Annotated in this window: 19 protein-coding genes and 2 pseudogenes; all 21 read left to right on the top strand. The window is 36.6% G+C overall.

The annotated features are described in order from the left end of the window. Positions 1-56: 56 nt before the first annotated feature. The 21 genes and pseudogenes from DN393_RS10345 to DN393_RS10445 all read left to right on the top strand — a co-directional run bounded on the left by DN393_RS10345 (position 57) and on the right by DN393_RS10445 (position 22004). Complete coding sequence (locus DN393_RS10345; RefSeq protein WP_064475024.1) at positions 57-1133, top strand: BMP family lipoprotein; 1077 nt, start codon at positions 57-59, stop codon at positions 1131-1133. 118 nt (positions 1134-1251) lie between these two features. Continuing rightward, positions 1252-2784: an ABC transporter ATP-binding protein gene (locus tag DN393_RS10350; protein ID WP_064475025.1), complete on the top strand. Its 1533-nt coding sequence runs from the start codon at positions 1252-1254 to the stop codon at positions 2782-2784. Beyond that, positions 2777-3835 carry an ABC transporter permease gene (locus DN393_RS10355; protein WP_001085261.1) on the top strand — a complete coding sequence of 353 codons (1059 nt, stop codon included), beginning with the start codon at positions 2777-2779 and terminating at the stop codon, positions 3833-3835. Before DN393_RS10350 ends, DN393_RS10355 begins: the two co-directional genes overlap by 8 nt. After that, positions 3836-4795, top strand: a complete 960-nt coding sequence (locus DN393_RS10360; protein WP_000008857.1) for an ABC transporter permease — start codon at positions 3836-3838, stop codon at positions 4793-4795. It begins immediately after the preceding gene. A 198-nt stretch (positions 4796-4993) separates the two neighbouring features. Continuing rightward, positions 4994-6268, top strand: coding sequence for an EF-P 5-aminopentanol modification-associated protein YfmF (yfmF, locus tag DN393_RS10365; protein ID WP_149173481.1), 1275 nt, complete (start codon positions 4994-4996; stop codon positions 6266-6268). Then, positions 6269-7555 carry an EF-P 5-aminopentanol modification-associated protein YfmH gene (gene yfmH / locus DN393_RS10370; protein ID WP_088047315.1) on the top strand — a complete coding sequence of 429 codons (1287 nt, stop codon included), beginning with the start codon at positions 6269-6271 and terminating at the stop codon, positions 7553-7555. A gap of 255 nt (positions 7556-7810) precedes the next feature. After that, positions 7811-8524, top strand: coding sequence for an elongation factor P 5-aminopentanone reductase (gene ymfI / locus DN393_RS10375; RefSeq protein ID WP_048563302.1), 714 nt, complete (start codon positions 7811-7813; stop codon positions 8522-8524). A gap of 75 nt (positions 8525-8599) precedes the next feature. After that, positions 8600-8848, top strand: a complete 249-nt coding sequence (locus DN393_RS10380) for a DUF3243 domain-containing protein (protein ID WP_000114455.1) — start codon at positions 8600-8602, stop codon at positions 8846-8848. 139 nt (positions 8849-8987) lie between these two features. Beyond that, positions 8988-9773 (top strand): DUF3388 domain-containing protein, encoded by a 786-nt coding sequence (locus DN393_RS10385; protein ID WP_000574107.1) that lies wholly within the window; start codon positions 8988-8990, stop codon positions 9771-9773. A gap of 21 nt (positions 9774-9794) precedes the next feature. Next, positions 9795-10706, top strand: coding sequence for a helix-turn-helix domain-containing protein (locus tag DN393_RS10390; RefSeq protein ID WP_000137490.1), 912 nt, complete (start codon positions 9795-9797; stop codon positions 10704-10706). A gap of 63 nt (positions 10707-10769) precedes the next feature. Continuing rightward, the gene (pgsA, locus tag DN393_RS10395) at positions 10770-11348 is read left to right on the top strand and encodes a CDP-diacylglycerol--glycerol-3-phosphate 3-phosphatidyltransferase (protein ID WP_048563304.1); all 579 of its coding nucleotides are present in this window, start codon (positions 10770-10772) and stop codon (positions 11346-11348) included. A 20-nt stretch (positions 11349-11368) separates the two neighbouring features. After that, positions 11369-12607 carry a competence/damage-inducible protein CinA gene (gene cinA, locus DN393_RS10400; protein WP_088047316.1) on the top strand — a complete coding sequence of 413 codons (1239 nt, stop codon included), beginning with the start codon at positions 11369-11371 and terminating at the stop codon, positions 12605-12607. Between the two features lie 142 nt (positions 12608-12749). Beyond that, positions 12750-13358 (top strand): annotated as a pseudogene (recA, locus tag DN393_RS10405) (recombinase RecA); the annotation flags it as partial. A gap of 97 nt (positions 13359-13455) precedes the next feature. Further along, on the top strand, positions 13456-14079 hold the full coding sequence (locus DN393_RS10410) for a PDDEXK family nuclease (protein WP_088047317.1): 624 nt from the start codon (positions 13456-13458) through the stop codon (positions 14077-14079). A gap of 268 nt (positions 14080-14347) precedes the next feature. After that, positions 14348-14770 (top strand): annotated as a pseudogene (locus tag DN393_RS10415) (recombinase RecA family protein); the annotation flags it as partial. 482 nt (positions 14771-15252) lie between these two features. After that, positions 15253-16815, top strand: coding sequence for a ribonuclease Y (rny, locus tag DN393_RS10420; RefSeq protein WP_064475030.1), 1563 nt, complete (start codon positions 15253-15255; stop codon positions 16813-16815). 164 nt (positions 16816-16979) lie between these two features. Then, on the top strand, positions 16980-17774 hold the full coding sequence (locus DN393_RS10425; protein WP_001221093.1) for a TIGR00282 family metallophosphoesterase: 795 nt from the start codon (positions 16980-16982) through the stop codon (positions 17772-17774). 149 nt (positions 17775-17923) lie between these two features. Beyond that, complete coding sequence (spoVS, locus tag DN393_RS10430; RefSeq protein ID WP_000404341.1) at positions 17924-18184, top strand: stage V sporulation protein SpoVS; 261 nt, start codon at positions 17924-17926, stop codon at positions 18182-18184. A 58-nt stretch (positions 18185-18242) separates the two neighbouring features. Continuing rightward, complete coding sequence (locus tag DN393_RS10435; protein WP_088047318.1) at positions 18243-19166, top strand: dipeptidase; 924 nt, start codon at positions 18243-18245, stop codon at positions 19164-19166. 227 nt (positions 19167-19393) lie between these two features. After that, positions 19394-21151 (top strand): 2-oxoacid:acceptor oxidoreductase subunit alpha, encoded by a 1758-nt coding sequence (locus DN393_RS10440; protein WP_000625413.1) that lies wholly within the window; start codon positions 19394-19396, stop codon positions 21149-21151. Continuing rightward, positions 21138-22004 (top strand): 2-oxoacid:ferredoxin oxidoreductase subunit beta, encoded by an 867-nt coding sequence (locus tag DN393_RS10445; protein WP_000190158.1) that lies wholly within the window; start codon positions 21138-21140, stop codon positions 22002-22004. Before DN393_RS10440 ends, DN393_RS10445 begins: the two co-directional genes overlap by 14 nt. The last annotated feature ends 309 nt before the right edge of the window (positions 22005-22313 follow it).

The following is a 22313-nucleotide window of genomic DNA, read 5'->3' on the forward strand; positions in this document are numbered from 1 at the left end:
GTTAGGGACAGCAGCGTATAAAAAATAGACAAATCATTTCAGGAGGGGTTTCTAGTATGAAGAAAAAAACAGGTCTTTTATTATCATTAACATTAGCAGCAAGCGCGGTTTTAGGTGCATGTGGTAACTCGGATAAGGCGAGCAGTGACAAGAAAGAAGATAAAGAATTCAAAGTTGGTATGGTAACGGATGTTGGGGGCGTTGATGATAAATCATTCAACCAATCTTCTTGGGAAGGTTTGAAAAAGTTTGGTAAAGATAATGGATTAAAGGAAAAAACAAATTATCGTTACCTACAGTCTGAAAAAGAAGCAGATTATATTCCGAACTTAAAGAAATTTTCAAAAGATAAGTATGATTTATCTTTCGGAATCGGTTATAAATTAGAAGGTGCAATTAAAGAAGTTGCAAAAGAATCTCCAAAACAACAATTCGCAATCGTTGATACTGTTGTAGAAGCACCGAACGTAACAAGTATTACATTTAAAGATCATGAAGGATCATTCCTTGTAGGTGCGGTAGCGGCTATGTCAACAAAATCGAATAAAGTAGGATTTGTTGGTGGAATGAAGAGTGATTTAATTAGTAAATTCGAAAATGGATTTAAAGCTGGTGCAAAGGCAGTAAATCCAAACATTGAAATCGTATCTGAATATGCGGAAGCATTTGATAAACCTGAAAAAGGTACAGTTCTTGCATCAGCAATGTATGGTCAAGGTGTAGATGTAATTTATCATGCTGCTGGTGGTACAGGTAACGGCGTGTTCACTGAAGCGAAAAACCGTAAGAAAAAAGGTGAAAATGTTTGGGTAATCGGTGTTGACCGTGACCAAAACCAAGAAGGTATGCCTGAAAACGTAACATTAACTTCAATGGTAAAACGTGTAGATATCGCTGTTGAAAAAGTAGCACAAGAAGCGAAAGATGGTAAATTAAAAGGCGGTAAAGTAGAAGCGTTTGGTTTAAAAGATGACGGTGTTGGTATTGCAAAAACAACTGACAACGTGAAAAAAGTTAACCCTGAAATTTTAACAAAAGTAGAAGCGTTTGAAAAGAAAATTACAGATGGTGAAATTAAAGTACCAGCTACAGATAAAGAGTATAAAGAATATGAAGCTTCTCTAAAAAAATAAATAGAGAAATAGCAAAGGTTAGTTCATAGAACTAACCTTTGTATGTATAAAACTTCCAAATTGCTTAATAAGTTAATAGTGTAATAGGGGAATGTTCCCTGTTAAAAGGAGGAACAAAATGGAATACGTAATTGAGATGAATAACATTACGAAAGTATTCCCAGGCATTGTAGCGAATGATGATATTACGCTGCAAGTAAAGCAAGGAGAAATACATGCTTTACTTGGAGAAAATGGTGCAGGGAAATCCACATTGATGAATGTACTATTTGGTTTGTATCAACCAGAACAAGGTGAAATTAAAATTAAAGGAAAGTCTGTAAACATTACCAATCCGAATGTGGCAAATGACCTTGGTATTGGAATGGTTCATCAGCACTTTATGCTTGTTCATAATTTTACAGTTACAGAGAATATTATTCTCGGAAATGAACCGAAGAAAAACGGGAAAATTGCTGTTGAGGAAGCTGCTAAAGAAATTCAAAAACTGTCTGAACAATACGGATTAGCTGTAGATCCATACGCGAAAATACAGGATATTTCAGTTGGTATGCAGCAACGTGTTGAGATTTTAAAAACACTTTACCGTGGGGCAGAAATTTTAATATTTGATGAACCGACAGCTGTGTTAACACCGCAAGAAATTCATGAGCTAATTCAAATTATGAAAAAGCTTGTACAAGAAGGGAAATCTATTGTTCTTATTACACATAAGTTGAAAGAAATTATGGAAGTTTGCGATCGTTGTACGATTATTCGTAAAGGAAAAGGGATTGGAACGGTTGACGTTGCAAATACGGATGAAAATAAACTTGCAGAATTAATGGTCGGACGTCAAGTGAATTTTAAAACAGAAAAAATAGACGCGAAGCCAAAAGAAGAGGTACTTTCAATTGCAAATCTTGTTGCTCACGATGCACGTCAACTACCTGCTGTAAAAGGCCTTGACTTAACTGTTCGTGCGGGGGAAATTGTTGGAATTGCAGGGATTGATGGAAACGGACAAAGTGAATTGATAGAAGCAATTACTGGTTTACGAAAAGTTGAGTCAGGTTCTATTGCAATTAAAGGAAAAGAAATAACAAATTGGCCTGTTAGAAGGATAACAGAAGAAGGAATTGGTCATATTCCAGAAGATCGTCATAAACATGGGCTCGTTCTTGATTTTTCTGTTAGAGATAATATCGTTCTGCAAACGTACTATAAAAATCCGTTTTCAAAGAAAGGGATTTTAAATTTTAGTAAAATTACAGAAAAAGCAAAGGCACTTATTGAACAGTTTGATGTACGTACACCTAGTGAGCAAACGTTAGCGCGCGCTTTATCTGGGGGGAATCAACAAAAAGCAATTATTGCACGTGAAGTAGACCGTGATCCAGATTTATTAATCGCGGCACAGCCAACACGTGGTTTAGATGTAGGAGCAATTGAATTTATTCATAAGAGATTAATAGAGCAAAGGGATAAAGGAAAAGGTGTATTACTTTTATCTTTAGAGTTAGATGAAATCTTAAATGTTAGTGACCGAATTGCTGTTATTTATGAAGGGAAAATCGTAGCAATTGTTGATGCGAAAGAAACGAATGAACAACAGCTTGGATTGTTAATGGCTGGAGGAACAAAGAAGGAGCAGGTGGGTACAAATGGCTAAAAAACTTTTAACAGAACGAACGATAAATATTTTAGTCCCAGTACTATCCGTTATTTTCGGCTTACTTGTCGGAGCAATTGTAATGCTAGTTAGTGGCTATGATCCAATTGTTGGTTATAGTGCACTTTGGACAGGAATGTTCGGTAGCCCAAGTGCAATAGGTGAAACGCTTCGTACAATGATCCCGCTTATTCTTGCCGGCTTATCAGTGGCGTTTGCATTTCGTACAGGTTTATTTAATATCGGGGTAGAGGGTCAATTACTAGTTGGTTGGCTTGCAGCGGTTTGGTTCGGTTATGCAGTTTCGCTACCAGCTGTTCTTCACATTCCGTTATCTATTTTATTTGCAGCATTGGTAGGTGGAATTTGGGGTTTCATCCCTGGATATTTAAAGGGGAAATTTCAAGTTAATGAAGTTATTGTAACAATTATGATGAACTATATTGCGTTATACGTAACATATGACATTATTAAGCGTTTCTTGCACGAGGGTAATGATAAAACGTACGACATCAAAGCGAGTGCGTCATTATCTTCAGACTGGCTTGCTGCCATCACTGACGGTTCGCGCCTTCACTGGGGAATTGTTGTAGCAATTTTAATCGCTATTTTAATGTGGTTCTTATTAGATCGAACAACTTTAGGGTATGAATTAAAGTCGGTAGGATTTAATCAACATGCCTCCCAATATGCTGGTATGAAAGTTTCTCGCAATGTAGTATTCTCTATGACAATTGCTGGTGCATTTGCGGGGATTGGTGGTGCGATGGAAGGGTTAGGAACATTCCAAAGTATGACAGCAATGTCTTCGTTTACAGGAGTAGGATTTGACGGGATTGCCGTAGCCTTACTTGGGGGGAATAATCCGTTTGGTATTATCCTTTCAGCTTTATTATTTGGTGGTTTGAAAAGTGCTTCCCCTCAAATGAACTTTGAGGCAGATGTACCATCAGAGCTTATTAATGTGATTATTGCATGTATCATCTTCTTTGTTGCATGTAGTTATGTGTTAAGATGGGCGCTTACACGCATGAGCAAGGAGGGGAAATAAATGAGCTTTTTAGATATATTAGCCATTCTTGTGACGGGTACGTTATATACATCAGCACCTATAATTTTTACAGCACTAGGTGGTGTATTTAGTGAACGATCGGGTGTTGTAAATATCGGATTAGAAGGACTAATGCTATTTGGTGCATTTATTGGAGTTGTTACAAACTTATTAATGGGTGATACATGGGGAACGATGACTCCGTGGATTGCGTTATTATTTGCGGCAATTGGTAGTGGGTTATTTGCATTACTTCATGCGGTAGCATCTATTACATTCCGAGCGGATCAAGTTGTAAGTGGTGTAGCAATTAACTTCTTATCTCTTGGATTAACGGTATTTGCAATTAAGAAGATTTTTGATAAAGGACAGACTGACTTTATTCAGTACCGTATTGAAAAGATTGATATTCCAGGCCTTTCGGATATCCCGGTTTTAGGGAAAATATTCTTCTCTAACGTACCGATAACGTCGTATATTGCTATTATTTTAGCATTCGTTGTTTGGTATGTTATTTATAAAACACCGTTCGGTCTTCGTCTTCGTGCGGTTGGTGAGCATCCAATGGCAGCTGATACGATGGGAATTAACGTATATAAAATGCGCTATATTGGTGTTTGTATATCAGGTGTGTTTGCTGGAATTGGTGGAGCAATTTTTGCAATGTCAATTTCTAATAACTTCTCAGGGGCAACTATTACTGGACAAGGTTTCTTAGCGTTAGCTGCCATGATCTTTGGGAAGTGGAATCCACTAGGTGCATTAGGTGCAGCGCTATTCTTTGGTTTTGCACAATCGTTAAGTGTAACAGGTGGAACAATTCCTGTATTAGATCAAATTCCGAGTGTTTTATTAACGATATTACCATATGTATTCACAATATTAGCGCTTGTTGGTTTTGTAGGTCGTTCTGAAGCTCCGAAAGCGTTAGGAACGCCGTATGAAAAAGGAAAACGATAAGTATAAAAAAGCTCGCACATTAGTGCGGGCTTTTTTACATAGAATATATGTAATACGGAATTTTACTATGTTCCTTACATATAAAAGTTTTTAGAAAGAGCCTGATGTAAGTATAGTGAGGAAGAAAAGTTGATTTTTCATTTCTAAAAACTGTATATTGAAGAGGAATATTCCTATATACGTAAAGGAGGGCTATAAATGAAACTAATGGAACAACAGTTACATGAGTTAGGTGGTTTGCGAGTACATATTATTCCGACTGATAAATATAAAACAAATACTTTTGTATTTCGTTTTAAAGCACCTTTAAATGAGGAGACGGTGACAGAGCGTGCCCTATTGCCATACGTATTGCAAAGTGCGACAGAAAAACTTCCTTCTGTAATTCGTCTTCGTCAATATTTAGAAGAATTATATGGATCTTCTTTGGCAGTAGATGTAAGTAAAAAAGGAGAAGACCATATCATCTCTATTTATGTAGACATTGCAAATGAAGTATATTTACATGATGCACCACCGTTATTTGAAAAAGCACTTTCTATGTTATCGGATATAGTTTTACATCCAGCAACAGAGGGGAATAGTTTTCTACCTTCTATTGTAGAAAGTGAAAAGAGAGCGCTCTTGCAACGAGTTGAAGCTACGTATGATGATAAAATGCGCTATGCAAACGAGCGTTTAATTGAAGAAATGTGCAAAGTAGAACCGTATCGATTAAGTGCAAATGGAAAAAAAGAGAGTGTTGCATCTATTACAAATGAAAGTTTGTATCAATATTATCAAAAAGCGTTAGCGGAAGATGAAATGGATCTATACATTATTGGTGATATTTCAGAAAACGCAGTTGATCTTGTAAGTAAGTATTTTTCTATTTCAGCGCGTCCTGTGAGAGAAAGAAATGTACTTCTTCATAAGAGAAATAATGAAGAAAAAGAAGTTGTGGAAAAACAAGAATTAAAACAAAGTAAATTACACATCGGTTATCGTACGTTTATTACGTATAAAGACGAAGATTATTTTGCACTGCAATTGTTCAATGGACTGTTTGGAGGATTCTCTCATTCAAAGTTATTCGTTAATGTTCGTGAAAAAAATAGTTTAGCGTACTATGCAGCATCCCGCTTTGAAAGTCATAAAGGCTTATTGTTTGTCATGTCAGGAATCGAAGCGAAAAATTATGAAAAAGCTGTTGAGATTATTAAAGAACAAATGTTGGCGATGCAAAATGGTGATTTTTCAGAAGAAGAGATGCATCAAACGAAAAGTGTTATTCAAAATCAAATATTAGAGGCGATTGATACACCGCGCGGATTTGTGGAAATGCTGTATCATGGTATTATTTCAGACCGTACGCGTCCGGTTGAAGAATGGCTTTCAGGTATTGAAAGTGTGACGAAAGAAGAGATTGTGAAAGTTGCTAAAAATATTGAACTAGACACAATTTACTTTTTACATGGAACGGAGGGAGAATAAATGGAGAAAATTGTTTATGAGCAATTAAAAGAGACACTCTATTATGAAAAACTTCCTAATGGATTAGATGTATATATTTTACCGAAGCAAGGATTTAATAAAACATTTGCAACGTTTACGACAAAATATGGTTCTATGGATAATACATTCGTACCACTAGGTAAAGAAGAAATAATTCGTGTGCCTGATGGAATTGCTCATTTTCTTGAGCATAAATTATTTGAAAAAGAAGATCACGATGCTTTCCAATTGTTTAGTAAACAAGGAGCATCAGCAAATGCTTTCACATCTTTCACAAGAACAGCTTATCTGTTTTCATGTACATCAAATGTAGAACAAAATTTAAATACATTGTTAAACTTCGTACAAGAGCCTTACTTCTCTGAAAAAACAGTTGAAAAAGAGAAGGGGATTATTGGGCAAGAAATTCAAATGTATCAAGATAATCCAGATTGGCGCTTATACTTTGGATTAATTGATAGCTTGTTTGTAAAGCACCCAATTAAAATTGATATCGCAGGGACAATCGAGTCTATTAGTAAAATTACGAAAGACTTATTATATGAATGTTATGAAACATTTTATCATCCGAGCAATATGTTATTATTCGTTGTGGGGGCAATTGATCCAGAGGAAACAATGGATTTAGTACGTGAAAATCAAGCGAAAAAAGATTATAAAAACCAGTCAGAAATTGTACGTTCATTTGAGGAAGAACCTGATGAGGTAAATGAAAAGAAGAAAATTATTTCCATGCCTGTACAAACACCGAAATGTTTAGTTGGTATTAAAGCGACAAATTTAAAAGAAAAAGGGAAAGCCCTTTTAAAACAAGAAATTGCGCTTACGTTACTTTTAGATTATTTATTTGGGAAAAGCTCCGTTCATTACGAATCTTTATATAATGAAGGTCTTATTGATGATTCGTTCTCGTATGATTATACGGAAGAGAATAACTTCGGTTTTGCAATGGTTGGCGGCGATACGAAGCAACCTGATGAGCTGGAAGAGCGTTTGAAAAGCATTTTACTAAATACAAATTATGATCAATTAGATGAGGCGGCATTAGAACGAGTAAAGAAAAAGAAAATAGGTGGCTTTTTACGCTCGTTGAATTCGCCAGAATATATCGCGAATCAATTTACACGATATGCGTTTAATGAATCTAGTCTGTTTGAGGCATTGACTGTATTAGAAAGTCTAACTGTTCAAGATTTACAAGAAGTAGCCAAATTATTATTATCAGAAGAAAGAATGAGTGTTTGTCAAGTTTTACCGAAAAAATAAAAGGTTTCATAATAATACCCTCATCTTATCATTGATAAATTGTAAGATGAGGGTATTATTTACCCCGCATTAACGGGCAGTAAGACCCCCCACTTAAAAATTCAGTGAAAGCACAGAAGTAGGTGGGGGGATCAACTGCCCGTAAAAGCCCGATTGGTTCAACTAATAATCAGTGGGGGATGTTCATCCACCCACTGATTAAAGTTTCACTTTATTTATAGGAAAAAGATTTTGTTGAGATAAGAGAGGAATTGTATGAAGAAGTATGCATTAGTAACTGGAGGAAGCGGAGGGATTGGCTCTGCTATTTCAAAACAATTAATTCAAGATGGATATACAGTATATGTTCATTATAATAACGGTGAAGGGCAAGTGAATGAGTTACAGAAAGAGTGGGGGGAAGTGATTCCTGTTCAAGCGGATTTAGCTTCTAGTGATGGAGCGGAGCAATTGTGGGAACAAATTGAACATCCTCTTGATGTTATCGTATATGCAGCTGGGAAGAGTATTTTTGGACTCGTAACAGATGTAACGAACGATGAATTAAATTATATGGTAGAACTTCAAGTGAAGAGCATCTATAAACTATTATCAATGGCACTGCCATCAATGATTCAGCGGAGAAGCGGTAATATTGTACTTGTTTCGTCTATATGGGGCCAAATCGGCGCATCATGTGAAGTGCTTTATTCGATGGTAAAAGGTGCACAAAATTCATATGTGAAAGCATTAGCAAAAGAAGTTTCATTAAGTGGAGTAAGAGTGAACGCGGTAGCGCCAGGTGCAATTGAAACGGAAATGTTAAACGTATTTTCAGAAGAGGATAAGAATGAAATTGCTGAAGAGATTCCGTTAGGACGATTAGGATTACCAGAAGAAGTAGCGAAAACAGTGTCATTTCTCGTGTCACCAGGTGCCTCTTACATAACTGGACAAATTATCGGAGTGAATGGCGGTTGGCATTGCTAAAAAATTCTTACATAAAAAATAAAAAACTGTACAAATTAAGCATGATTCTATTACTAAGTAGTGAGGTGCTTAAACATGTCAGTTTTAGATAATTTTGATCAATGGAAGAGCTTTTTAGGAGAACGTTTAGAACAAGCATCAGGAAAAGGTCTTGATGGTGGTGCTGTATCAGATATGGCATTTCGTGTTGGAGATTATTTAGCAAATGAAGTAGAAGCGCGCAACGATCAAGAGAAATTATTGTCTGAGCTTTGGAAAGTCGCTGATGAACAAGAGCAACATACAATCGCAAACTTAATGGTGAAGTTTGTACAGCATAAGTAAAAAATAGAGAGGAGATTCTCCTCTCTATTTTTTTTGTATAATAATAACGCAGGATAGATTATACATTTAGCTTCCCTATTAAGGTGAAATCATATAATATAGTACGTAGGTGTAAAGTAAGCAAGGGGAGTGATCTTGGATGATTGAATGGTATTTTGAATATGAAATACATAAAAACCGACCTGGCTTGCTTGGTGACGTTTCTTCGTTAATCGGTATGCTCGGCATTAATATTGTCACAATTAATGGTGTAGATAATGCACGACGTGGATTACTCCTTATGTGTGATAATCAAGAGCAAATCTCTAGACTTGAATCAATTTTAAATACGATGGATAACATAACGGTAACGAAATATCGTCCGCCAAAGCTAAGAGATAAGCTAGCGGTTAGACATGGTAGGTACATACAACGAGATGCAGATGATAAGAAGACATTTCGATTTGTACGTGATGAATTAGGGTTACTTGTAGACTTTATGGCTGAAATAATGAAAAAAGAAGGTCATAAACTAATCGGGATACGAGGAATGCCTCGAGTCGGAAAAACAGAATCCATTGTTGCCGCAAGTGTTTGTGCAAATAAAAGATGGTTATTTGTATCATCTACTCTTATTAAGCAAACTGTTCGTAGTCAATTGATTGAAGATGAGTATAGCGACGACAATATTTTTATCTTAGATGGAATCGTGTCAACAAAGCGTGCTAACGAAAGGCATTGGCAGCTTGTTCGTGAAATTATGAGATTACCTGCAACGAAAGTTGTGGAACATCCTGACGTATTTGTGAGTCAGTCAGAATACACATTGGATGATTTTGATTATATTATCGAGTTGCGTAACGATTATGATGAAGAAATCCAATATAATTTAGTAGATGAAATTGAGCAAGGTACGCAAAATAATTTCTCTATGTTTGACTTTTAAAGAAATATTGAGGTGTTAGTAGTGACAGAATTAGGACAAAAGCTGAAAGAAGCAAGAGGAACGAAGGGCTTGTCTATGGATCAGCTGCATGAGATTACAAAAATTCAAAAACGCCATTTAGTAGCGATTGAGGAAGGCAATTATGATGTATTGCCCGGAGCTTTTTATGCGCGTGCATTCATTAAACAATACGCAGATGCGGTTGGGTTAAATGGAGAGGAACTGCTTGTAGAATATCAGAGTACGATACCACAATCTGAAAAACGCGACGTTCCACAAGTATCAACAGGACAGAAAACGCAAGAAACAATGCAAAAATCTTCATCATGGCCAATTGCAGATCATATGCCGAAAGTTTTAGTTGCGCTATTAGTAATTGCATTTGGAGTGGTAATTTGGTTTGTTTTCCAAGCGTTAACTGGAAAAGGTGATGAGAAAGTTCCGAATGCTCAAAGTGAGAAAATTGAAGTTAAAAAAGCAGAAAACTCTCCGTTAGATACGAAGAAAGATGAAGTGAAAGCGGAAGAGCCGAAAAAAGAGGAACCAAAGAAAGAAGAGCCAAAGAAAGAGGAACAACCAGCACAACCAACGGGACAAGAAGAAGTAAAAGTAGTTGGTACAACTGGTAAAGTATCTACTTTGGAAATTCATAACAATAAAACATTAGAACTGGAAATATCGGGTAAAGGTGCGAGCTATGTAGATGTTAAAGATGATGCGGGGAATGTGATTCTAAACGCTACAGTACAAGAGGGCCAAATAGAAAAACGTGATGTATCAACATTAAAAGAAGTGCGACTTAATATTGGGAATGCAACGAATGTTGAAGTTAAACTGAATGGCCAAGTGGTCGCTTATCCATTGGATCCAGAAAAAGAACTTCACCAAAGATTGGTGATAAAAAACCAAGGGATAGGGCAACCTGCACAATAATAGTCATCGCCTCGATGACTTTTTTCAATGAACAAATGTTTTTGATATGATGGAGGAATAGCTGTGAATTTACCAAATAAAATTACAATATCTAGAATCTTCTTAATTCCAGTTTTTATGGTAATTATGTTAGCGCCCTTTGATTGGGGTTCATACACAATTGGTGATGTTGATTTACCAATTCAACATTTAGTAGGGGCACTTATCTTTATTATTGCTTCGGCTACAGATTGGATTGATGGACATTACGCAAGAAAGTATAATCTTGTAACGAATTTAGGGAAGTTTCTTGACCCGTTAGCTGATAAATTACTTGTTTCAGCAGCACTTATTACATTAGTTGAGATGCAATACGTACCTGCTTGGATCGTTATTGTAATTATCAGCCGTGAGTTTGCAGTAACTGGTTTACGTCTTGTACTTGCTGGAACAGGAGAAGTAGTGGCAGCAAATCAGTTAGGGAAAATTAAGACGTGGACACAAATTATTGCAATTGCGGCGTATTTATTACACGATGTACCTTTAAATTTAATCCATATCCCAGTTGCTGATATTTTCATATGGATTGCATTAATCTTTACTGTTATTTCAGGGTGGGATTATTTCTGGAAAAATAGAGCTGCTTTTGTAAACTCAAAATAGAAGTTTATGGGGGAATTGGGATGAATGCTGAAATTATTGCGGTTGGAACTGAATTATTACTTGGACAAATTGCAAATACAAATGCCCAGTTTTTATCTGAAAAGTTAGCTTCAATCGGAATTAATGTGTACTACCATACTGTAGTTGGAGATAATAACAAGCGATTACAGCAGGCGATTGAAGTTGCGGAAGAACGTGCTGACATACTTATTTTCACAGGTGGATTAGGCCCGACAAAAGATGATTTGACGAAAGAAACGATATCTTCTAGTTTGGGTGAAGAGCTTGTATATGATGAAAAGGCATTAGCATCGATAAGCGAGTACTTTAAGCGTACAGGTCGCGAGTTCACAGAGAATAATAAAAAGCAAGCGCTCGTTTTGAATGGAGCAACTGTATTTGCGAATGATCACGGCATGGCACCTGGTATGGGGCTAAATAAGAACAGGAAAGTTTATATTTTATTACCAGGACCACCGAAAGAGATGAAGCCGATGTATATAAGTTATGTAGAGCCTTTTTTACGTAACTTTACAACAGGAGAAAACATTTATTCTCGTGTGCTTCGCTTTTTCGGGATTGGGGAATCTCAATTAGAAGTGAAAGTTCAAGATTTAATTGATGGACAAACGAACCCGACAATCGCCCCCCTTGCGAATGATGGAGAAGTGACACTACGTTTAACTGCCAAACATCAAAATGCTGATGAAGCTGCGAAACGCATTCAGCATATGGAAGATTTGATTTTAGAAAGAGTAGGAAAATTTTTCTACGGGTATGATCAAGAGTTTCTGCATGATAAGGCAATAGAGTTATTGAAGAAAAAAGGATTAACTTTAGCGTGTGCAGAAAGTTTAACCGGTGGTCTCTTCGGCAATCAAGTAACAGAAAGTGCTGGTGTGTCTTCAGTATTTAAAGGCGGTGTCATTTGTTATCATAATGATGTGAAGCAACATGTTTTACATGTACCTGCGGAAGTGTTGTCTACTGATGGTGCAGTTAGTAAAGAATGTGCTCGTTATCTTGCTGAAAATGTTAAGGGCTTATTAAAAGCGGATATCGGAATTAGTTTCACTGGGGTAGCAGGACCGGATGCTTCAGAACATAAAGAGCCGGGAACAGTATTCGTTGGATTGGCGATGAAGGATGAACCAACTGTAGTCTTTCCTCTTATTTTAAGTGGAAGTCGTCAACAAATTAGGGAACGTTCGGTGAAATATGGATTTTATCATTTATATAAAAAGCTAGAAGAGATATAAGTTTCTTCTAGCTTTTTTTATGGTTAAATTCATTTTTATTTAATGGAAAATAAAAAAATCGAATAAATGTTCGATTTTGTTGGCAAATTGAATTGAAAATAGGTATAATAAGATTAGCAATTCAGTTAAGGAGGAATTTTGAATGAGTGATCGTCAAGCGGCGTTAGATATGGCGTTAAAACAAATAGAGAAGCAATTCGGTAAAGGTTCAATTATGAAATTAGGAGAACAAGCGGAGCGTAGAATTTCTACAATTTCAAGTGGTTCTTTAGCACTTGATGTGGCATTAGGGGTAGGCGGATACCCACGTGGCCGTATTATCGAAATTTATGGACCAGAAAGTTCAGGTAAAACAACAGTTTCATTACACGCAATCGCGGAAGTACAGCGTCAAGGTGGACAAGCAGCGTTTATTGATGCGGAGCATGCAATGGATCCTGTATATGCACAAAAATTAGGCGTTAACATAGATGAATTACTATTATCACAACCTGATACAGGAGAGCAAGGACTAGAAATCGCAGAAGCACTTGTACGAAGTGGCGCGGTTGATATTATCGTAATTGACTCTGTAGCAGCACTTGTACCGAAAGCTGAGATTGAAGGAGACATGGGGGACTCACACGTAGGTCTACAAGCTCGTTTAATGTCTCAAGCACTTCGTAAGCTGTCAGGTGCAATCAATAAATCAAAAACAATTGCAATCTTTATTAACCAAATTCGTGAAAAAGTTGGGGTTATGTTCGGAAATCAACCACAAGTTGCTTAATCAGAGCGTAGTACTTGAATCTTTATTTGTCTTCTTCATTTAAGTCTTTATAAGGGATTTCTTATAAGGAGAGATTAAGGTGGCAGTGACAATTGGAAATAGAACTTATCGAAACATAGAACAATGGCAAGTGGATTTTATCGCGACACATGCGGAGAGAAAATTAAAAGATATAGGTAAAGAAATTAATCTTGATGAAAGGCGAGTAGGTGAAATATTAAAGTTACTCGGAATTAAAAGAACCAGACATAGGAAGGTTTATTTACCTAAAACCGCAGAAGTTGAACAGGAGTTAAAAAATCCATATTTATCACATGTTGAAATTGCCGTTAAGTATGGCGTATCCTATACATGTGTTGCTAAAAGGAGAAAAGAGCTTAATGTAAAGGTCAGAAAGAAAAATTATGATACTTTACTGGAACAACAGGTTGAACAGATATTATTAAGCTTAGATCTGGCGTTCATTAAGCAAAAAAGAATCGATAAGTGGTCTATTGATTTCTACTTAGGTAGAAAATATTGTTTAGACGTCCATGGGAAATGGGCACACTCACTCAAAAAAATAAAAGAACGAGATAAAAGAAAACTTTTATTTATGGAAGAGAGCTGCTATAAATATCTTGTTATACATGAAGAAGAGTTAGTAAATAAAGAAAAAGTCGCACAAAAGATTAAGGAGTTTACCATGGGTTTCCCTTGCTAGTGATAGCATGTTAAAAAACCTTGTGAACCTTATTGCCTAAGGGTGTAACTATTTATATAGTTGCTAACGGTGAAGCCCACCATTATTTAGGGTAATACCGTGCCAAGCTTCATATTTATATGGGGAAGGTGTAGAGACTACCGAAAAGGACTTTTAGTTAACTGAGTAGGGTACGGCAGATGATAGGCTACTGCTGGAAGTGCAAGGCTCTCTGTAAAGAGATGAAGAGATAGTCCGGACTATAGAGATGGAAAATCTATAGATAGTGCCAGAAACAACTCCAGGTGGTCGTGCGTTGAAATTCTATTCAACAGTTCGTCTTGAAGTACGTCGTGCGGAGCAATTAAAGCAAGGCAATGACATCGTTGGTAATAAAACAAAAGTAAAAGTAGTTAAAAATAAAGTGGCACCACCATTCCGTGTTGCTGAAGTTGATATTATGTATGGAGAAGGTATTTCAAGAGAAGGTGAAATCTTAGATATGGCTTCTGAACTTGATATCGTTCAAAAGAGTGGTGCTTGGTACTCTTATAATGAAGAGCGTTTAGGGCAAGGTCGTGAAAATTCGAAGCAATTCTTAAAAGAGAATACGGATTTAAGAGAGGAAATTGCCTTCTTTGTTCGTGACCATCACGGAATTGGTGAAGACTCTGGTGCTGAAGACACGGAAGATTCAAATCTTCAAGATTAAAAAATAAAAGACACGGTTCCGTGTCTTTTATTTTTTAATCATTATGAAAGCGTTGTATATCATTGGAGATAAAATATTTAATCTGCCTAAAAGGCTATGTATAAAGAGGGATATATGCATGTTTTGTATGCATAAACTGGAATTTACTAAGGTTTTCCAGGATAATATGCTGTCTTCTTTTTAAATTCATATATGAATTAGGGCTGAAGGTAAAGAAAGTAAAAGTAGACAACGCTTGACAATGAAAATTGCGATAGATACAATGAGAATGTATATTTTTTCTTATATACGAAACACTCTTCTCAAGAAGAGAAGTAATATTCGGAGTAAGACTTAAATCTTGCCGAAATAATAATATGACATTTTAATTGTGAAATGAAGAAAGTCCCTTAAAAAAGCGGGACGACGGTCTTTGCTGTATGTTGGTATTCAATGTACATGCCGACAGTCTTTTTTCATTCATAGCAAGGGGAGGTGAAATCATGAGTAGTACAGTTTGGATACTCATCTCCATTTTGCTTGCAACAGTCGGTGCAGTTGTTGGCTTTTTTGTTCGAAAGTCTATTGCTGAAGCGAAGATTAATGGTGCAGCTAATGAAGCGAAACGTATTCTAGACGAAGCGAATCGTGAGGCTGAAGCACTTAAGAAAGAAGCGCTTTTAGAAGCAAAGGATGAAATTCATACACTTCGTACAGAAGCTGAATTAGAAATTCGTGACCGTAGAAGCGAATTACAAAAACAAGAAAATCGTTTAATGCAAAAAGAAGAGAACCTTGATCGTAAAGACGAAACGCTCGATAAACGCGAGCAACAGTTAGAAAAGAAAGAGGATTCTTTTGTAGCGAGACAACAACAGATTGAAGAGTTGGAAAGCAAAGTGGGAGAGTTAGTTCAAAAGCAACAAACAGAATTAGAGCGCATTTCCAATCTGACACGCGAACAAGCGAAAGCAATTATTCTTGGTAAAGTAGAAAGTGAAGTTTCTCATGAAATTGCCGTAATGGTAAAAGAAAGTGAAGTTCGTGCGAAAGAAGAAGCGGATAAGAAAGCAAAAGAGATTTTATCTCTTGCAATGCAAAGATGTGCAGCTGATCATGTTGCTGAAACAACCGTTTCGGTTGTAAATCTTCCAAATGACGAAATGAAGGGACGTATTATCGGACGTGAAGGTCGAAATATTCGTACGTTAGAAACGTTAACAGGTATTGACCTAATTATCGATGATACACCAGAAGCAGTTATCCTTTCTGGATTCGACCCAATTCGTCGTGAAACAGCTCGTATCGCTCTTGATAAACTAGTACAGGACGGACGTATTCACCCAGCGCGTATTGAAGAGATGGTCGAAAAATCAAGACGTGAAGTGGACGAGTATATTCGCGAAGTCGGAGAGCAAACAACGTTTGAAGTGGGTGTTCACGGATTACATCCAGATTTAATTAAGATTTTAGGTCGTTTAAAATACCGTACAAGTTACGGACAAAACGTCTTAAAACATTCTATGGAAGTTGCATATTTAACTGGACTTATGGCAGCGGAGCTTGGTGAGGATGAAAAACTAGCAAGACGTGCTGGTCTATTACATGATATCGGTAAAGCAATTGATCATGAAGTAGAAGGTAGCCACGTTGAAATTGGTGTCGAACTCGCAACGAAGTATAAAGAGCATCCTGTAGTTATAAACAGTATTGCATCTCACCATGGGGACACAGAACCAACTTCTATCATTGCAGTTTTAGTTGCAGCAGCAGATGCATTATCAGCTGCAAGACCTGGAGCTCGTAGTGAAACACTTGAGAACTATATTCGTCGTCTTGAAAAGTTAGAAGAGATTTCAGAGTCTTATGAAGGCGTAGAAAAATCTTTCGCAATTCAAGCAGGACGAGAAGTTCGTATTCTGGTAAAACCAGATACAATTGATGATTTAGAAGCTCATCGTTTAGCTCGTGATATTCGAAAACGTATTGAAAATGAACTGGATTACCCAGGACATATTAAAGTAACTGTTATTCGTGAAACACGTGCAGTGGAATACGCAAAATAAAGTGGTGAAACACCACTTTATTTTTTTGTGTTGGAATTGGTTAAAATAAAGGAAATTAGTTATACCTAGTATATAAGTGAAACAAACTTATAATAAATATATTGTAAGGAAATCACTTGAAGCTATAGTAATAAAAAATGTAGTACATAGGAAGGGTAAGACATATGAGAATATTATTTGTTGGGGATGTAGTAGGATCTCCTGGTAGAGGTATGATTCAACAATACGTACCGGCATTAAAAAAGAAATATACACCTACAGTAACCATTATTAATGGAGAAAATGCAGCAGGTGGACGTGGAATTACGGAAAAAATATATCGAAACTTTTTAGAATGCGGGGCACAAGCGGTTACACTTGGAAACCACGCTTGGGATAACCGTGAAGTATTTGAATTTATTGATGACGCAAAATATCTTGCAAGACCAGCTAACTTCCCAGAAGGAACTCCAGGAAAAGGACTTATCTTTGTGAACTGTAATGGAACAGAAGTTGCAGTTATTAACTTACAAGGACGTACATTCCTTCCTCCGATTGATTGCCCATTCCGTAAAGTGGATGAATTGATTAACATTGCAAAAAAACGTACGAATATTATCTTTATTGATTTTCATGCGGAAACTACAAGTGAAAAACAAGCGTTAGGTTGGTATGTAGATGGTCGTGCTACGGCAGTAGTGGGTACACATACACATGTTCCTACAGCAGATAATCGTATTTTACCAAGCGGAACCGCATATATCACAGATGTTGGTATGACAGGACCTTACGATGGGATTTTAGGTATGGATCGAGAAGCGGTATTGAAGAAGTTTTTAACAAACTTACCAGTACGATTTGAAGTGACAAGTGGTAGAACACAATTAAGTGCAGTGTTAGTTGATGTGGATCCTAATACAGGAAAAGCTAAGAAAATCCAGCGTATCTTAATTAATGATGATCAGCCATTTTTTGAGTAATTCCTGGATAGAATTTAGAAAAGTTATTATTTTTTAATTTTTTAGAAAAATTACAGAAATTTAGCAGGAATACGCGTCATTCCTCGTGAATATAAGTTAAAGTGAAATAATTGCTAATACTTTTTATAGAAACGAGGAGGAAACGCGGAATGGAAATATTAAAAGTTAAAGCAACGTCGGTCCCTAATTCTGTAGCTGGTGCACTTGCAGGTGTTATTCGCGAACGCGGAACAGCAGAAATTCAAGCCATTGGTGCAGGTGCATTGAACCAAGCGGTAAAGGCAGTAGCAATTGCAAGAGGATTTGTAGCGCCTAGTGGTTTGGACCTGATTTGTATCCCAGCGTTCACAGATATTATGATTGATGGGGAAGAGCGTACAGCAATAAAATTAATTGTAGAACCTCGTTAAGTTTAAACAACCTGTTTGCAGTATGCAAACAGGTTGTTTTTATAATGGAGGAATGGAAATGAAAATTTTTGATGCTCATTGTGATGTACTCTTTCAGTTATGGAGTGCACAGGGGAAAAAGGATTTTAAAAACGATCCGCAATTACATATTACATTTGAACAGTTAAAGAAAAGAAAAGGAAGTATACAATGTTTTGCTATATATGTGCCAGAAACGGTGCTATATGAAAAACGATTTGAAGCGGCATTACAAATGGTAGATATTTTTTATAATGAAATTTTATCATTACCGGGTGTAAAGTTTATTCAGACAAAAGATGATATTAACATGTTAAAACAGGACGAGATTGGAGCGATATTAACACTAGAAGGATGCGAAGCAATTGGAAAAGATGCAATGAAATTACGGTTGTTTTATCGTCTAGGAGTACGTTCTTTTGGACTAACATGGAATTATGCCAATTTATTAGCTGATGGTGCGCTAGAGACACGTGGGGCGGGTTTAACGACCTTTGGTAAACATGTTGTACAAGAACTTAATACGTTACATGTATGGACTGATGTGTCGCATCTGAATGAAAGAAGCTTTTGGGATGTGATAGAAATTGCAAAAAATCCTATTGCCTCCCATTCAAATAGTATGAAACTTTGTCAGCACCCACGTAATTTAAACGATGAACAACTTAGAGCTCTTATAAAGCGAAATAGCATGATTGGTGTTACTTTCGTACCACAGTTTCTAATAAGTGAAAAACAAGCGAATATAGCAGATATAGTAAAACATATCGAATATATTTGTTCATTAGGTGGAGAGAACAATATAGGGTTTGGTTCGGATTTTGATGGGATATTAGAAACAGTTGTAAATGTATCAGCGTATGGAGAATATGAAAATGTAATTAATGAGCTTTGTAAACACTATGCTGCATCTACAGTAGAGCGATTTTTATATGATAATTTTGTTGATCATATAAGCTTTTAAGATTTTTGTTTTAAAAATCCAGAAAAATTAGAATTAATTCATTTGATATTATTGCTTTTTTTAAGACCTAATACTAGAATGAAAAACAAAATAGCTTTATACTAAAGATTCAGGGAAATCAGAAGAGGCATAATTTGCGTCCGTTGTAGTTTATTTGTATAAAAAATGCTAAACTATTACTGTAAAAAAATACACTACAATGAATGCAGCCAAAAGGGGTGTAGGAGATGATTAGTCAACTTTCATGGAAAGTTGGAGGCCAACAAGGTGAAGGAATTGAAAGTACAGGAGAAATCTTCTGTATTGCATTAAACCGATTAGGATATTACCTATACGGTTACCGCCACTTCTCATCACGTATTAAAGGCGGCCATACAAATAATAAAATTCGCGTAAGTACAACAGAAGTACGCGCGATCTCAGATGATTTAGATATTCTAATTGCTTTTGATCAAGAAACAATTGATTTTAACTTCCACGAACTACGTCCAGGTGGAATTGTAGTTGCGGATGCGAAATTTAATCCAACAATACCTGATAATACAGATGTAAATCTATATGTGATACCGTTTACAGATATTGCTTCAGAATTAGGCACATCATTAATGAAAAACATGGTTGCTGTTGGGGCATCAAGTGCGGTATTAGGATTAGATGAAACAGCTTATTTAGATGTTGTTGAAGAAATCTTTGGTCGTAAAGGAGAGCAAGTTGTTCAAAAGAATATGGACGCAATTAAGCGCGGCTCTCAATATATGAAAGAATTGCTAGGTGAGAAAGTAAACATGATGCAGCTTGAAAAAGCTGATGGTAAGAAACGCATGTTTATGATTGGAAACGATGCAATCGCATTTGGTGCGGTAGCTGGTGGTGCTCGCTTTATGTCTGCATATCCAATTACACCTGCATCTGAAATTATGGAATACTTAATTAAAAAATTGCCAAAAGTTGGCGGAACAGTAATCCAAACTGAGGATGAAATCGCAGCTTGTACAATGGCAATCGGTGCAAACTATGCTGGTGTTCGTACATTAACTGCATCTGCTGGTCCGGGTCTATCTTTAATGATGGAAGCGATTGGTTTAGCGGGTATTACAGAAACACCATTAGTAATTGTTGATACACAACGTGGTGGTCCAAGTACAGGATTACCAACGAAACAAGAGCAGTCGGATTTAATGGCGATGATTTACGGTACGCACGGTGAGATTCCAAAAATCGTAATGGCGCCAAGTACAGTTGAAGAAGCTTTCTATGATATTGTAGAAGCATTTAACCTAGCTGAAGAATATCAAGTACCTGTTATTTTCTTAACGGATTTACAGCTTTCTTTAGGAAAACAAACTGTAGAACCGCTTACGTTAGATAAAGTGGAAATTCGTCGCGGTAAGCTTGATTTAGAAGCGGAATTACCAGAACGTGAAAATAAAGCATACTTCAAGCGTTATGAAGTAACCGAAGATGGCGTTTCACCACGTGTTTTACCTGGTATGAAAAATGGTGTTCACCATGTTACAGGTGTAGAACATGATGAAACTGGTAAACCATCTGAATCAGCAATAAACCGTAAAGATCAAATGGACAAACGTTTCCGTAAAATGGAGAACTTGAAGTTTAACACCCCTGTCTATAAAAATGTTAAGCATGAAGAAGCGGACGTATTGCTTGTTGGATTTAACTCAACTCGTGGTGCGATCGAAGAGGCAATGGAGCGCTTAGAACAAGAGGGTATGAAAGTAAACCATGCTCATGTGCGTTTAATTCACCCGTTCCCAACAGCTGAAATCGATCCACTTGTGAAAAATGCGAAGCGTGTTGTAGTAGTAGAAAACAATGCAACAGGTCAGCTTGCTAACATTATGAAAATGAATCTTGGTAACGGTGAGAAAATTTCTAGTCTTTTAAAATATGATGGGAACCCATTCTTGCCGAAAGAGATTTACAACGAATGCAAAAAAGGGGTTGTATTAAATGGCAACATTTAAGGACTTTCGTAACAGTGTAAAACCAAACTGGTGCCCAGGTTGCGGAGACTTCTCGGTGCAAGCTGCAATTCAACGTGCGGCAGCTAACGTTGGCTTAAATCCAGATGAACTTGCTGTTATCTCCGGTATCGGCTGTTCAGGTCGTATTTCGGGTTATATTAATTCATATGGTGTGCATAGTATTCATGGTCGTGCCCTTCCAATTGCACAAGGTGTGAAAATGGCAAATCGTGATTTAACAGTTATCGCATCAGGTGGTGACGGTGATGGATTTGCGATTGGTATGGGACATACAATCCATTCTATTCGTCGTAACATCGACATTACGTACATCGTAATGGATAACCAAATTTACGGATTAACAAAAGGGCAAACTTCACCGCGTAGTGAAGCTGGATTTAAAACGAAAAGTACACCACAAGGTTCAATTGAACCGTCACTAAATGTTATGGAAATGGCTTTAACAGCTGGTGCGACATTTGTGGCGCAAAGCTTTTCAAGTGATTTAAAAGAACTAACACAAATTATTGAAGCTGGTATTAACCATAAAGGATTTTCATTAATTAACGTATACAGCCCATGTGTTACTTACAATAAAGTAAATACTTACGATTGGTTTAAAGAAAATTTAACAAAACTAAGTACAGTAGAGGGATATGATCCGTCTAATCGCATGATGGCTATGCAAACGTTAATGGAAAATAACGGATTAGTAACAGGTTTAATATATCAAAATACAGCGCAACCTTCATACCAAGAACTTGTAAAAGGCTATAGTGAGAAGCCTTTAGTGCAAGCTGATTTAAATATGGATCAGAAAATGTTTGATGAACTTGTTGCTGAATTTATGTAATATAAGAAGAGGAGGTTGCCATTTGGTAACCTTTTTTTATGAGTAAAAAATATAGGGTAGTCTTATTTACTTAGAAAATTCAGAATGGTAAAATAATATATAAATCGTTGTATGAAAATGGCGAGTTCATTGCTGATGAAATGTAAGATCAGACAGAGCCTCTTTCTTGTTAAAATTGGCGCAACGCTTCATACTATGGTAATGTTTATAGGGATAAAGCAATATGCTTTTGGATAGGACAAAAAGAAGTATGAAAAGGGAATGTCTATTTGTGTGGGGAAGACTTCATTCTTATGAATGATTAGATTG

This window comes from Bacillus sp. BPN334 (genome assembly GCF_008368885.1).
Classification (GTDB): domain Bacteria; phylum Bacillota; class Bacilli; order Bacillales; family Bacillaceae_G; genus Bacillus_A; species Bacillus_A wiedmannii.